Raw genomic sequence first — 13488 nt, forward strand, 5'->3', positions numbered from 1 at the left:
AAATAATGTTTGAAATTTTTTATAATTTTTGCGGTTTAAACCAAGAAATATTTTTATTCTTAAATAAAATTACTAATATCGGGCTGTTTGCCTATTTTTTAAGAATATTTTCTTTTTGTTTTAATATCGCTAATTTTGCCATTATATATATTTTATACTGTATATATCTTTATATTCAACTAAAGAAAATTAAAAACGATAATGAGCGACAAAATAAATTTTGGCATAATTATAATAAATTAGTTGAAATCGGGATAGTATATGGCGTATTTGGTTTGGTCTTTACTGCTCTTAAATTTACTGTTAATTTACCACGTCCTTATTGTAGCCTACCTGAGGGAAGTTTTATCACTATATTAAATACTGCAAGTGAAAGATGCTTATCGAGTTTTCCAACTAGTCACGCAGCACTTAGCGTTTTAGTAACGTATTTTATCTGGAATTATATAAAATTACCAGTTAAAATATTAATGATTTGTGTTATTATATTAGTGTCTCTATCTCGCATTAGTCTTGCTATGCACTATCCAAGCGACATAATTTATGGTATTATTACCGGATTTATAACAATATTAATCGGTAAAATAATTTACCGAATTTTTAAAAATAATATAATAAAGTGGGTGGGTGCTCTGTCATTCCGTGGCTTGTCCACGGAATCCAGCATAAAGCAAGATATCTAAGCTTTTAATTTTAAAAGCTTGCTGCTTTTATGTTTGTTTCTCTGGATTCTCGCCGTTGCTAAGAATGACATAAAAACTAGGAAATAACACCACAACCAATTTTTCAAATAAAACAAATATATGCTGTTATATAGAAAATATTTTATAAAAAATATCCTACCTCTGCTTATAGTCATTACTTTTTCAATGACTAGCTTAGTGTGGATTACTCAAGTATTAAAGCTTTTATATTTATTTGACAAAGGTATAAAAGTTATGGATTTCTTGAGTTTAATAGTTTTAGTACTGCCTACCTTATTATTTATTTTATTACCCATCATAACAGTTATTACAATAATTTATATTTATAATAACCTAAAAATTGAGAGGCAATTAATTATATTACAAACTTCAGGAGTAGGTAACCTACAATTAGCCTTACCTGCTTTATATGTTGCATTGATAGTCGCATTACTTGCTTACTACATATCTTCTACAGTCATGCCTTTATCTCATATAAATTTAAAATCACGTTTAAGCTTTATAAAGAATAACTACATATCAAGTATGATTGAGGAAAAGACTTTTAACAAAATAACAAAAGATATTACTGTTTATATAGATAAAAAATCTGTAGGAAATGTTATGAAAGGCGTAATCATATTTGATAACCGCAATGCTGATAACCCATCTGTAGTATTTGCAAATTCTGGCATACTTGATATATATGAGAATGATCCTATTTTTGAGCTTAGTAAGGGTAGTAGACAAGAATATGACATAAATGGGAATATAACGCAGCTAACTTTTGATTCATTGATGATAAAGCTACAAAATGATAATCCGTTAATATCACAGAGAACAACACATAATAAGGAAGCAAACGAATATTATATTGAAGAATTGCTTGAACCTCCTGTTGATTTAAATCCAATGAAAAAAATTAAATTAATTGCCGAAGCCCACCAACGAATCATCTGGCCTTTATATAATTTTGTATTACCATTTTTAGCATTGGCAGTTTTCTTAAAATATCCTTACAGCAAAAAAACAACTTTCATGCCGATATTATTTGCTGCTTTATCAGTATTAATAGCTACTTCTGCTCACTTTACACTACAAAACTTTGCTTCAAAAAATTTAGCTTTTATTACTGCTTGCTACCTCAATATATTCCTCATTTTATCAATAGGGTTATATTTATTTATACGTAAAAGAATATAGTTCCCTTGTCATCCCGTGATTTATTCTATAGTACCGGACATTTTTAAAAAAATGTTATATTTTTTCAGATATAGGTGACCTTATATGTCATTCTGGCACCGTCAAGTTAAGTAAATTAGTGTCACAAAGTACTATATTTTTAGATTTCAGACAGCAAGAAGTCTTTGAGTAGCTTCATCCCAAATGGATTTAGCGGACGCAAAGGCACCGTCAAGTTAAGGGAGGTATAAATTAAGTATTGAGCAATTACAGGAAATGATTTATAGAATAGCAGTAACAATTTATCCTAGATTTTACCGCTATGCATATTACTCAAGCCCCGAATAGACATCGTTTTCCAGCAAGCATTATTAGCCATACAGTATGGTTATATCATCGCTTTAATAATAGTTACCGAGATGTTCAAGAGCAGATGGCTTATCGAGGTATTATATTAAGTCATGAGACTGTAAGGTTTTGGTGTTATAAGTTTGTAGTTTATTTTCAAGATGTTATTAGTAAGAGAGAGCGAAAGCCAACTGATAAATGGCATTTGGATGAGATGAATATCAAGATCAAAGGTGAAGTATTCATATTATGGAGAGCTGTTGACTCTGAGGGACATGAATTAGAAGTATTACTGCAGAAGCGTCGTAACAAGAAATCAGCTATTCGCTTTTTATCAAGATTATTGGGTAATTATCCATGTCCAAGGGTTATTGTGACTGATAAGCTAAAAAGCTACATTAAACCAGTTAGGTATATGTGTCCTAGGACTAAGCATCGTACCGATAAAAGACTAAATAATCGGATTGAGAATGCCCATCAGCCAACTAGGAGAAAAGAGAAGATACTGATTAAATTTAAGCATCCTAATTCAGCACAATGTACATTATCACTGATGGGAAAAGTCAGAAATATATTTGCTGTAAATGTTGGAAGATATACTAAAACAGCATCTGAGCAAAGAATTGCATTTGCGTCCGCTAAATCCATTTGGGATGAAGCTACTCAAAGACTTCTTGCTGTCTGAAATCTAAAAATATAGTACTTTGTGACACTAATTTACTTAACTTGACGGTGCCCTGCTATTCTATAAATCATTCCCTGTAATTGCTCAATACTTAATTTATACCTCCCTTAACTTGACGGTGCCCTTTAGGAGTGCAGAATATTTTTATATTTAATCAAGGAGCTACACATCAAAAATTTCAAAAAGTTCTACCTAGTATAATATCAGCTTCTATATGCGATACTATTCTTATCTGCTCTGCCGTTTTTGGTTTGTCTTTAATAATTTTTGAAATCCCTACCCTAAAACTTACTATATTTGTCTTGGGATTTATTTTTTTATTATATATGGGATATAATACTTGGAATCAGCCGCCTCTTGATCTTACTAATAACTCGAACGCACTTTCAGCTAAAAAACAGATTCTATTTGCTATATCAGTATCGATATTAAATCCACATCCAATTATGGATACAATAGTAGTAATAGGTACAAGTGCCTTAAAATATCAAGGACTTACAAAAACTATATTTACTTTAACTTGCGTGCTTGTATCTTGGTTATGGTTTTTCTCTTTAGGTTTTGCTGGTTATAATATTAGAAAGCTGAATAAAAGTAGCACAATTTTAGCTATAGTTAATAAAATAGCGGCTATTATAATTTGGGCAGTAGCTATTTATATAGGAATACAAATATTATATGAAATCGGTTTTATTAACTAGAAGCTGGGAGGCTAATTTAGAAACTACCCAAGAAATAAATAACCATGGCTTAAATTTTCATTATATTAACTGCCCTGTAATTAAGTATAAAACTTTAGATTTTGATGCTAATATTTTAAAAAACTACTCAAATATAATAATAACTAGCAAATATGCCGCCACAATTATAAACAACTTGTCATGCCGTGACTTGATCACGGCATCTAGTAATAAGCTAGATTCTGTGGACAAGCCCCTAGATTACAAACACAACATTTGGGTGGTGGGTGATAAATCAAGAGAGATATTAATAAATAAAGGCTTTAAAATAGCCTATGCTGGTAAAAACGTCGATGATTTGATACAGCATTTTCCGGCTGATTTGTATGAACAAGCTATATATCTATCTTCAAATGAAATCACTAAAGATTTGCCTGATAAGATAAAACGTTATATTATTTATAATGTAGAATATTTAAATGATCTTCCGTTATCTGTTGTAAAAGAACTTAAAAATTCTGTTGATTTTATTTTAGTTTATTCTCAAAATAGTGCTAAGACTCTGTTAAAATTATTGAATGAAAATAATTTATTAGAATATTTACAAAATAGTTTAGTTATAGCTATAAGTTCAAAAGTTGCAAATATAGTTAGACCTTTTTTAAAAAATGTGGTTTATTGTGATGACCAAAATCCTAATGATTTAATCAAATTATTATTTGAAAATGCAAAAATTCAATAGTTTATTTAAAAGCCGTAACATCTTTCTCATAGCGATAGTAATATTTACTTTATCTTCCTTTACGCTTTATAACAATAGGAGCGATATCTTAAAATTATTTAAAAGCGAAAATAAAAACTTAAGTCAAACTCTTGATACCCCAGAGGATATTGAAACAAATATTACAGAAGTAAAAGAAGAAGCACCTTTGCTATCTACTAAAACATTTTTTAATTATATAGATTCCTTAAAATTTCCCGAAGCTCCTACTGCTACATTAGAACAAAAACCTGAGCCTAAGCAAAAAATATATTCACCTGATTATATTCATTATCTGCTAAATACAAATTTGTTAACATATAATTTCTTACAAGATCAGGAATATAGTAAAGAATTAACAGTATTAAAATCTCTGCCGCTACCTCAGGAAATAAAAAATATTTTAGCAAACTTAGAAGAATATAATAATAATTACCTTATTTCTAAATCTGAAAGAGTAGAAGTAATTTTCCCATTAAATCATAAATGGCTTGAAAAATTTGTTAAAATTGAGAAAAGACCTTCTAGTATAACTATAAAAGAACAAGATAAATCCTTGATCCTAGAAAAATTAAAATATCTAATTAATTTTCTTTATTCAGAAAAATTTATGCAGGAGTTTATAAATAAAGATGTTTAGATTATTATTAATATGTGCTGCTCTTTTTCTTCTTTATTTTGGCTTTACCTTAACGCAAAGCTTTGATTCAAAGGTTTTCATTAGTTTATATAATTATAATATTGAAACTACTTTTTTCTTTAGTCTAATTATCTTAATTCTATTAATAGTACTTGGTTTTATCATAATAAGATTTTTGATATTAATTATCGACTTACCAATTAAGATACATAATGTTTTTAGCAATCGTAAAATCAATAATGATAGATATTCATTAGTTCTAGCCTTTGCAAAATATATTACTGGTGATAAAATTAAAGCAGGCTCTATTGCCCGCAAGAATTCATCTTGTGAAAATTTAAAAGAATTTCATAACTTAATTTTAGCCGAAACAGAAGAGGAGGTAGATAAGAAAATCGCTTATTTGCAAAATCTTTCTAAATCAAAAGAATTTGCTTTTTATAGCAATAAAAATTTAGCCAGACTTTATTACGATAAAGGACTTTATCAAGAAGCTGAGAATTATGCTATTAAAGCTTATAATTTAAATGAATATGATGCAGATAATTTAGTTACTTTAGCTTATTGTTACGGACAACTTGCTTTATGGCCTAAATTTACTTTCATCACAAACAAAATTGCCAAACTTCATAAAGCTATACCTATTTCAGACAGTTTAAAAATTGCTGATTACTATTTGCGGCACCGTCAAGTTAAGGGAGGGCACCGTCAAGTTAAGTAAATTAGTGTCACAAAGTACTATATTTTTAGATTTCAGACGGCACCGTCAAGTTAAGTAAATTAGTGTCACAAAGTACTATATTTTTAGATTTCAGACAGCAAGAAGTCTTTGAGTAGCTTCATCCCAAATGGATTTAGCGGACGCAAATGCAATTCTTTGCTCAGATGCTGTTTTAGTATATCTTCCAACATTTACAGCAAATATATTTCTGACTTTTCCCATCAGTGATAATGTACATTGTGCTGAATTAGGATGCTTAAATTTAATCAGTATCTTCTCTTTTCTCCTAGTTGGCTGATGGGCATTCTCAATCCGATTATTTAGTCTTTTATCGGTACGATGCTTAGTCCTAGGACACATATACCTAACTGGTTTAATGTAGCTTTTTAGCTTATCAGTCACAATAACCCTTGGACATGGATAATTACCCAATAATCTTGATAAAAAGCGAATAGCTGATTTCTTGTTACGACGCTTCTGCAGTAATACTTCTAATTCATGTCCCTCAGAGTCAACAGCTCTCCATAATATGAATACTTCACCTTTGATCTTGATATTCATCTCATCCAAATGCCATTTATCAGTTGGCTTTCGCTCTCTCTTACTAATAACATCTTGAAAATAAACTACAAACTTATAACACCAAAACCTTACAGTCTCATGACTTAATATAATACCTCGATAAGCCATCTGCTCTTGAACATCTCGGTAACTATTATTAAAGCGATGATATAACCATACTGTATGGCTAATAATGCTTGCTGGAAAACGATGTCTATTCGGGGCTTGAGTAATATGCATAGCGGTAAAATCTAGGATAAATTGTTACTGCTATTCTATAAATCATTCCCTGTAATTGCTCAATACTTAATTTATACCTCCCTTAACTTGACGGTGCCATTAAAATTAGGTGTTGTAAAAGCACATATATTTTATATAAAAATGCCAATATATTTTTACTTGAACTCTTCATCTTCGCTATCTTCACTTTCATTATAAATTCTAGTATAATCTTCAAACTCTGTATTTTTTAATTCCTCTTCTATTACTTTTTTGGCTATATCAAAATCAACTACATAACAACATACTTCCATTGTCCCCGCACCAACACTACCACCGTCACAATTTCCCAGCCCTGTCCATCCTAAAATTTCTCCTAATAAATCTTGCAGCTTATGTCTTTTTTCTAAATCTTCTGAAGGACCAAAATCATCTGTCACGTTATACTCAACTATAAGTATTGCATGATCATCTATATCTATAGGTCTATAACCTTCTTGTGTAAGCTGCTCTATTTTATTACCTATATCTTCATATAGCTGAGGTGATACATCAAATTCATCATATTTTCCTTTTATACCTACTATTCCATAGGGTATTATTAATTTTGTTTTTTGCTCATTATCCCATGTTTGCCAAAAATGAAGTTTGCCATCAATTCTATTATAAAGTTCTATAAACATAATTAAGATTTCCTTTTATTGTAATTTTTTATTTTAAAATTTCAAAAGCTATTCTACTTGTTTTCTTTCTATTCAAAAAGACAATCTTTTTAAATACAACACCCCATAAATCAACGAGCCGATTATTATAACTAATGGCGTTAGAGGAAGATCGAAATAAAAAGAGGCAGTAGCAGCACAGAAATTAATAAATAGCGAAATAAAAATTGATATTATAATCATCATAGCAGGGCCGCCTACCATAAACCTTGCAATCATAGCAGGAATAAGTAACACAGCCGTCACCATAAGAACCCCAACTATTTTAATTGCAGAAAATACTGATATAGATAAAATAAGTAAAAATAGTAGTTCTATAATATTAACTTTTACGCCTTTAATTACGGCAATATCTCTGTTAATAATTATAAGAAGAATTTTATTATAAAAATATGTAATAAAACATATAGTAGCTATAAGCATTATTGCTAGCACAATTAAATCATCAAAAGCTACAGATAAAATATCGCCAAATAGTAAATTTACTATATTGTTTTGTGTAGAAGAAAAATAATTAATAATTAAAGCAATAGCCAGCATAGAGCTAGAAATTAAATTAATAACTGCATTTTTCTCAGAATTATTTTGGAAGATAAACACAAAAATTGAAAAAAGAATTGCAACAATTAATCCTGAATATATTAATGGAAAATGAGCAATAATACTAATGCTGACTGCAAGAAAGCTACTATGAGCAAGCCCATCGCCAAAGTAAACATATCTTTTCCATAATGCTATGCAGCCAATAGGAGCAAATATGCAGCTAATTAAAATTAGGGCTAGTATTATTAGTACCATATAAGTATATTATAGCTATGTCTTCAGTTAATAAAAACGAATTAGAAAAATTTGAGAAAATCTCTCATAGTTGGTGGAATAAGGATGGGGAATTCGGTATTTTACACCGCATAAATCCTATTCGCCTTAACTATATAATAGAGAAGATAAAATCGCATTACAACGATATTTCTGATTTGGAAATATTAGATGTAGGTTGTGGTGGCGGTTTAATTGCTACTAATCTTGCAATACAAGGTTTTAAGGTTACGGCTATTGATGCTTTGCAAAGTAATATTGATACTGCTTTGGCTTATGCTACAGAAAATAATATTAAGGTAAATTATTTAAAAAGCACTATAGAAGAATTAGAGAATGATAAGCAATATGATGTAGTGATTTGTCTTGAAGTTATCGAGCATGTGGAAAATGTTCAAGAATTTATGCTTAATTTGGTAAAGCGTATTAAGCCAAAAGGTATGGCTATAATTTCTACGATTAACCGCACTAAAAAAGCTTATTTACTTGGGATAATAGCAGCTGAATATATACTCGGATGGGTGCCAAAAAATACTCATGATTATAGTAAGTTTCTAAAACCATCTGAAATTTATGAGATGCTCGCAGACACTAATGTAGAAATTGAGGAGCTAAAAGGTTTGGTGTATAATTTAGCTAAAGATGAATGGCATTTAAGTGATGATGATATAGATGTAAATTATTTTATGTGTATACTCGTTTAATTTGAAAAATTGGCTACGTCATCCTACAAGTACTTTGGTACTCACGTTACTTGCGTGTACGCTCCGTTCCTCGTCTTGTGGATTCCTTGCTCTTTTCCAAATTAAACTTCGTCTACTAATTTTTATGTACTTAATATATATTTAAATAAATGACTAACAACATAATTACTAGATTTGCTCCGTCACCGACGGGGTTTTTGCATATAGGTTCAGCAAGAACGGCTTTATTCAATTATTTATTTGCTAAGCATAATAACGGCAAATTCTTACTACGTATTGAAGATACCGATAGAGAAAGATCAACAGAAGCAGCGGTAGAAGCCATATTTTCAGGACTGAAATGGCTAGGGCTTAATTGGGATGATGAAGTTGTATTCCAATCTAAACGCAATGATCTTTATAAGGAAGCAGCATTAAAGTTGCTTGCAGAGGGTAAGGCATATTATTGTTTTACGCCTCAGGAAGAAATAGAAAAGCAAAGACAAGAAGCTCTAGAAAATAAGCAGCATTTTATTTTTAATAGTAGGTGGCGAGATAAAACTCCTGATACTTACCCAAAAGACATAAAGCCGGTTATACGTTTAAAAACTCCTCGCACAGGCAGTATAACAATTAATGATACTTTGCAGGGTGACGTAGTAATTGAGAACTCTCACATTGATGATATGGTACTATTGCGTAGTGACGGCACTGCTACTTACATGCTAGCCGTGGTGGTGGATGATCACGATATGGGCATAACTCATATTATTAGAGGTGATGATCATTTAACGAATGCTGCAAGGCAAATCGCTATATATAACGCTTTTGGTTACCACGTTCCAAGCATGACTCATATACCGCTAATTCATGGAGCAGATGGTGCTAAATTGTCTAAAAGGCATGGGGCTTTAGGTGTTGAAGCTTATAAGGATATGGGGTATTTGCCGGAAAGCTTATGTAATTATCTATTGCGTCTTGGTTGGAGTCATGGGGATGATGAGATTATCAAGATGGATCAAGCAATAAAATGGTTTAACCTAGATTCACTTGGTAAATCACCTGCAAGGCTTGATTTTACTAAAATGAACAGCTTAAATAGCCATTATTTAAGAATGCTTGATGAGAACAGTTTAATTACTAAAATTTTAGAGATATTAAATCGAAATTACAAGGTCAGCGAGCAGGAAGTAAATTATATAAAACATGGTCTACAAGGTTTATTAGTTAGAAGCGAAACATTATTAGATTTAGCAAATCTTGCCAAAATTTATTTAATAGATACTCCTATTGCTTATGAAAATGAGGCAAAGGAAATTATAGAAAATTGCGATAAAAATTTGCTTAGCAATGTTATAGAAAGCCTAGAAAAACTTGAGCAGTTTGATAAAGAATCAGTGCAGTCTGAATTTAAGAAAATAGCAACAGAAAATAGTTTAAAGCTAAATGAAGTTATGAAGCCTGTGAGAGCTTTAATTACGGGTATGGTTGGCTCACCTAGCATATTTGAAATTGCTGAAATTTTAGGGAAAGAAAATATTTTAAAAAGGTTAAAAGTAAAATGAAAAATTACATAAAGAAAATTATATTTGTTTGTAGCGGGTTATTTGTAATAGCTGGGGTTTTTGTATTATTTAGGGTGGAAAATGTTAATGCTTCAACAGCACCTAAAAAATATGGAGCTTGGAATTTAAATTGTAATCTTAATAATGAACAAAAACAAATTTGCTTTTTATCACAACAAATGGCACCGTCAAGTTAAGTAAATTAGTGTCACAAAGTACTATATTTTTAGATTTCAGACAGCAAGAAGTCTTTGAGTAGCTTCATCCCAAATGGATTTAGCGGACGCAAATGCAATTCTTTGCTCAGATGCTGTTTTAGTATATCTTCCAACATTTACAGCAAATATATTTCTGACTTTTCCCATCAGTGATAATGTACATTGTGCTGAATTAGGATGCTTAAATTTAATCAGTATCTTCTCTTTTCTCCTAGTTGGCTGATGGGCATTCTCAATCCGATTATTTAGTCTTTTATCGGTACGATGCTTAGTCCTAGGACACATATACCTAACTGGTTTAATGTAGCTTTTTAGCTTATCAGTCACAATAACCCTTGGACATGGATAATTACCCAATAATCTTGATAAAAAGCGAATAGCTGATTTCTTGTTACGACGCTTCTGCAGTAATACTTCTAATTCATGTCCCTCAGAGTCAACAGCTCTCCATAATATGAATACTTCACCTTTGATCTTGATATTCATCTCATCCAAATGCCATTTATCAGTTGGCTTTCGCTCTCTCTTACTAATAACATCTTGAAAATAAACTACAAACTTATAACACCAAAACCTTACAGTCTCATGACTTAATATAATACCTCGATAAGCCATCTGCTCTTGAACATCTCGGTAACTATTATTAAAGCGATGATATAACCATACTGTATGGCTAATAATGCTTGCTGGAAAACGATGTCTATTCGGGGCTTGAGTAATATGCATAGCGGTAAAATCTAGGATAAATTGTTACTGCTATTCTATAAATCATTCCCTGTAATTGCTCAATACTTAATTTATACCTCCCTTAACTTGACGGTGCCTCCTAAAGTACCAAAACATAATTTACAAACTTGTTGTGTCCAATTGCCTTGAATGGTCACATCAGGCTCACCGCATTTTTCTAACACTTCATTTTCTGTCATAAAATTAGGCATTCGTTGTATAGCACCTTTATTTTTAAGATCAGTAAAAGCATTTTTGAATAAGTCAAGTTCATCCTTACCGACTACAACATAAAAGGGTGTATTTTCAGCATCGACAAAATATTTTTCAAATGATTCATATAAATGTAAGCTTCTATTTAAATCTCTAGTAAAAGATTTATTTAGTACCGCAAAATCATATTGGTATTTATATTTTTCTTGTACAATATTATTAAAATTATAGTGCTTATAATATTTTTTTGTATAAAAAGCTAAGGGAATTACTAAAACTATCAAGAGTAATATATATCTAGATTTAGTTTTATTTTTCATATTATAATCAATATTTTAGTTTTTTATTAAGCTTTTTAACAGTTACAATATTTATATTAACCTTGATTTAAACTTAATTAGTAATTTGTTATTTTTTTAAAACAGGGCAATGGTCAGGTCGTTTATAGATAATTTCCTTTCTATCACATTGGATTTGTCCAGATTCACAGCGGCTTGGGTCTAGATATATAATTGCTTGATAAGTAACGCCATAATGTACGTCATACCCTTCTTCGGGAATACAATCACTTTCATTATCTATTAAAGAAAATACTCCCTCTCCTATGAAGAAAGGTTCGTGCTGAAGTACATATTCTCCGTACCATTGAAATTCAAAAGGTATTAAAAAAATAAGAGTTGCAAAATTATATCCTTTATTTTTAATAAACTTTTTCATTCTATTAATAGCATCAGAACTAAAAAACTGATGTGTAGTAACAAAAGCATAATTCTCATCAATTTTATTGCCACCAAAGAACTGTTTTATAAAAGTTAATGAATCATACCAATTTAATTTAGTATCTATTGCTATACCTTGATTAAGCTTACAGCTCATGGTAGGAAAATACGTTTTATATTTCTTATCTGCTTCTATTTGTTCCAGACCTTTTTTAGAAGCCCAAGTTTTAATTACATCGCCATGAAATAAAACAGATTTATCAAATTTTTTGGTAAAGTAAGTATCTGAATCTATAGTTATATAATTTTTTGCTATCCCTAAAGTACCAAAACATAATTTACAAACTTGTTGTGTCCAATTGCCTTGAATGGTCACATCAGGCTCACCGCATTTTTCTAACACTTCATTTTCTGTCATAAAATTAGGCATTCGTTGTATAGCACCTTTATTTTTAAGATCAGCAAAAGCATTTTTGAATAAGTCAAGTTCATCCTTACCGACTACAACATAAAAGGGTGTATTTTCAGCATCGACAAAATATTTTTCAAATGATTCGTATAGATGCAAACTTCTATTTAAATCTCTAGTAAAAGATTTGTTTAATATTGCAAAGTCATATTGGTATTTATATTTTTCTTGTACAATATTATTAAAATAATATTGCTTATAATATTTTTTTGTATAAAAAGCTAAAAAAATGACTAATGCTATAAAAAATATAGCACATATAAACTTTTTCTTGTTTTTCATACATTTACTTTTTAAGTTTTTCATCTAACAATTGTAATATTTTAGTACGCAATTTATCTTGTACTACCGACCAATCCTTACTTGGATCTATTAACAGGTTTTTATTCCAAATGTCACAATATAATGAATCATCATTATCTACTTTTTTAATATAATCAACTAAATCATCTTCCGTATTAAAATCGCATGCATAAATTATAGCATCCTTATTTATATCTTGTAATACCGCAGTTTTATCACCATAATATATTGGTATAGCACCGGCGAAATATGCTTGAAATAGCTTTTTAGTCATATACCCATTATGTGTTTGATTTTCATAAGCAATAACAAATTTACAATTAGATAACCACTCCATAGTTTCGCTAATTTCTAGATTTCTACCAATATTATTTAAATGTCTTCCACCACTAAGAACTTTTTTATTATAAGAAGAAGATAATTTATGAAATAAATGATCCCTTGCTTTAACTCCATCTAAAGGGTTATTAGTACGTGTATCATTTGTATATCCATTACTAACGAGAAAACAAGCAAAGTTCTTTTTATTAGGATTACAAGTTCCATTGGCACCGTCAAGTTAAGTAAATTAGTGT

General features: G+C 30.3%; 15 protein-coding genes and 4 pseudogenes. 12 read left to right on the plus strand and 7 right to left on the minus strand.

Translation table 11 applies throughout. The features are described 5' to 3' along the window. Positions 1-5: 5 nt before the first annotated feature. Together BA173_RS00935 and BA173_RS00940 are read left to right on the plus strand one after the other, a co-directional pair. Positions 6-683, plus strand: coding sequence for a phosphatase PAP2 family protein (locus BA173_RS00935; protein ID WP_016947988.1), 678 nt, complete (start codon positions 6-8; stop codon positions 681-683). Positions 684-803: 120 nt separating this feature from the next. Next, positions 804-1886: an LptF/LptG family permease gene (locus BA173_RS00940; RefSeq protein ID WP_016947987.1), complete on the plus strand. Its 1083-nt coding sequence runs from the start codon at positions 804-806 to the stop codon at positions 1884-1886. Positions 1887-2025: 139 nt separating this feature from the next. On the opposite strand, the gene BA173_RS07610 is transcribed toward BA173_RS00940, so the two are convergent. Next, on the minus strand, positions 2026-2166 hold the full coding sequence (locus tag BA173_RS07610; protein ID WP_157738027.1) for a hypothetical protein: 141 nt from the start codon (positions 2164-2166) through the stop codon (positions 2026-2028). A 21-nt stretch (positions 2167-2187) separates the two neighbouring features. Between BA173_RS07610 and BA173_RS00945 the strand changes: the two genes are divergently transcribed. From BA173_RS00945 to BA173_RS00965, 5 genes and pseudogenes are all read left to right on the plus strand, one after another. Beyond that, positions 2188-2898, plus strand: a complete 711-nt coding sequence (locus BA173_RS00945; RefSeq protein WP_095568243.1) for an IS6 family transposase — start codon at positions 2188-2190, stop codon at positions 2896-2898. A gap of 122 nt (positions 2899-3020) precedes the next feature. Continuing rightward, a pseudogene (locus BA173_RS00950) lies at positions 3021-3599 on the plus strand (LysE/ArgO family amino acid transporter); the annotation flags it as partial. Then, a complete protein-coding gene (locus tag BA173_RS00955; protein WP_068042108.1) occupies positions 3577-4320 on the plus strand; it encodes a uroporphyrinogen-III synthase in 744 nt (247 codons plus the stop codon). The pseudogene BA173_RS00950 and the gene BA173_RS00955, both read left to right, overlap by 23 nt. Continuing rightward, positions 4304-4978, plus strand: coding sequence for a hypothetical protein (locus tag BA173_RS00960; protein WP_016947985.1), 675 nt, complete (start codon positions 4304-4306; stop codon positions 4976-4978). Before BA173_RS00955 ends, BA173_RS00960 begins: the two co-directional genes overlap by 17 nt. Beyond that, positions 4971-5657: pseudogene (locus BA173_RS00965) on the plus strand (tetratricopeptide repeat protein); the annotation flags it as partial. The gene BA173_RS00960 and the pseudogene BA173_RS00965, both read left to right, overlap by 8 nt. Positions 5658-5789: 132 nt before the next feature. Here BA173_RS00965 and BA173_RS00970 read toward each other — a convergent pair. Beyond that, a complete protein-coding gene (locus BA173_RS00970) occupies positions 5790-6500 on the minus strand; it encodes an IS6 family transposase (protein ID WP_095568243.1) in 711 nt (236 codons plus the stop codon). Positions 6501-6521: 21 nt separating this feature from the next. Here BA173_RS00970 and BA173_RS07615 point away from each other — a divergent pair, with 21 nt between their 5' ends. Continuing rightward, positions 6522-6698 (plus strand): hypothetical protein, encoded by a 177-nt coding sequence (locus tag BA173_RS07615; RefSeq protein WP_157738029.1) that lies wholly within the window; start codon positions 6522-6524, stop codon positions 6696-6698. Here the strand turns inward: BA173_RS07615 and BA173_RS00975 are convergent. Next, the gene (locus tag BA173_RS00975; protein WP_016947983.1) at positions 6656-7162 is read right to left on the minus strand and encodes a hypothetical protein; all 507 of its coding nucleotides are present in this window, start codon (positions 7160-7162) and stop codon (positions 6656-6658) included. The genes BA173_RS07615 and BA173_RS00975 overlap by 43 nt on opposite strands. A gap of 72 nt (positions 7163-7234) precedes the next feature. Then, entirely contained in the window at positions 7235-7999 is a 765-nt protein-coding gene (locus tag BA173_RS00980; protein ID WP_068042029.1) for a metal ABC transporter permease, read from the minus strand. A 17-nt stretch (positions 8000-8016) separates the two neighbouring features. Here BA173_RS00980 and ubiG point away from each other — a divergent pair, with 17 nt between their 5' ends. The 3 genes and pseudogenes from ubiG to BA173_RS00995 all read left to right on the plus strand — a co-directional run. After that, positions 8017-8721 carry a bifunctional 2-polyprenyl-6-hydroxyphenol methylase/3-demethylubiquinol 3-O-methyltransferase UbiG gene (gene ubiG / locus BA173_RS00985; RefSeq protein WP_016947758.1) on the plus strand — a complete coding sequence of 235 codons (705 nt, stop codon included), beginning with the start codon at positions 8017-8019 and terminating at the stop codon, positions 8719-8721. A gap of 149 nt (positions 8722-8870) precedes the next feature. After that, positions 8871-10265 (plus strand): glutamate--tRNA ligase, encoded by a 1395-nt coding sequence (gene gltX / locus BA173_RS00990; RefSeq protein WP_068042032.1) that lies wholly within the window; start codon positions 8871-8873, stop codon positions 10263-10265. Next, positions 10262-10447 (plus strand): annotated as a pseudogene (locus BA173_RS00995) (invasion associated locus B family protein); the annotation flags it as partial. The gene gltX and the pseudogene BA173_RS00995, both read left to right, overlap by 4 nt. A gap of 51 nt (positions 10448-10498) precedes the next feature. On the opposite strand, the gene BA173_RS01000 reads toward BA173_RS00995, so the two are convergent. Beyond that, positions 10499-11209, minus strand: a complete 711-nt coding sequence (locus BA173_RS01000) for an IS6 family transposase (protein WP_095568243.1) — start codon at positions 11207-11209, stop codon at positions 10499-10501. Positions 11210-11230: 21 nt separating this feature from the next. On the opposite strand from BA173_RS01000, the gene BA173_RS08765 reads away from it, so the two are divergent. After that, a complete protein-coding gene (locus BA173_RS08765) occupies positions 11231-11359 on the plus strand; it encodes a hypothetical protein (RefSeq protein WP_257789550.1) in 129 nt (42 codons plus the stop codon). Positions 11360-11830: 471 nt separating this feature from the next. Here BA173_RS08765 and BA173_RS01010 read toward each other — a convergent pair whose 3' ends face one another. Together BA173_RS01010 and BA173_RS01015 are read right to left on the minus strand one after the other, a co-directional pair. Next, positions 11831-12892, minus strand: coding sequence for a DUF6492 family protein (locus BA173_RS01010; protein WP_157738031.1), 1062 nt, complete (start codon positions 12890-12892; stop codon positions 11831-11833). 4 nt (positions 12893-12896) lie between these two features. Beyond that, a pseudogene (locus tag BA173_RS01015) lies at positions 12897-13433 on the minus strand (glycosyltransferase family 10 domain-containing protein); the annotation flags it as partial. Positions 13434-13488 lie beyond the last annotated feature (55 nt).

It is taken from the genome of Rickettsia sp. MEAM1 (Bemisia tabaci) (assembly GCF_002285905.1).
Classification (GTDB): Bacteria; Pseudomonadota; Alphaproteobacteria; order Rickettsiales; family Rickettsiaceae; genus Rickettsia.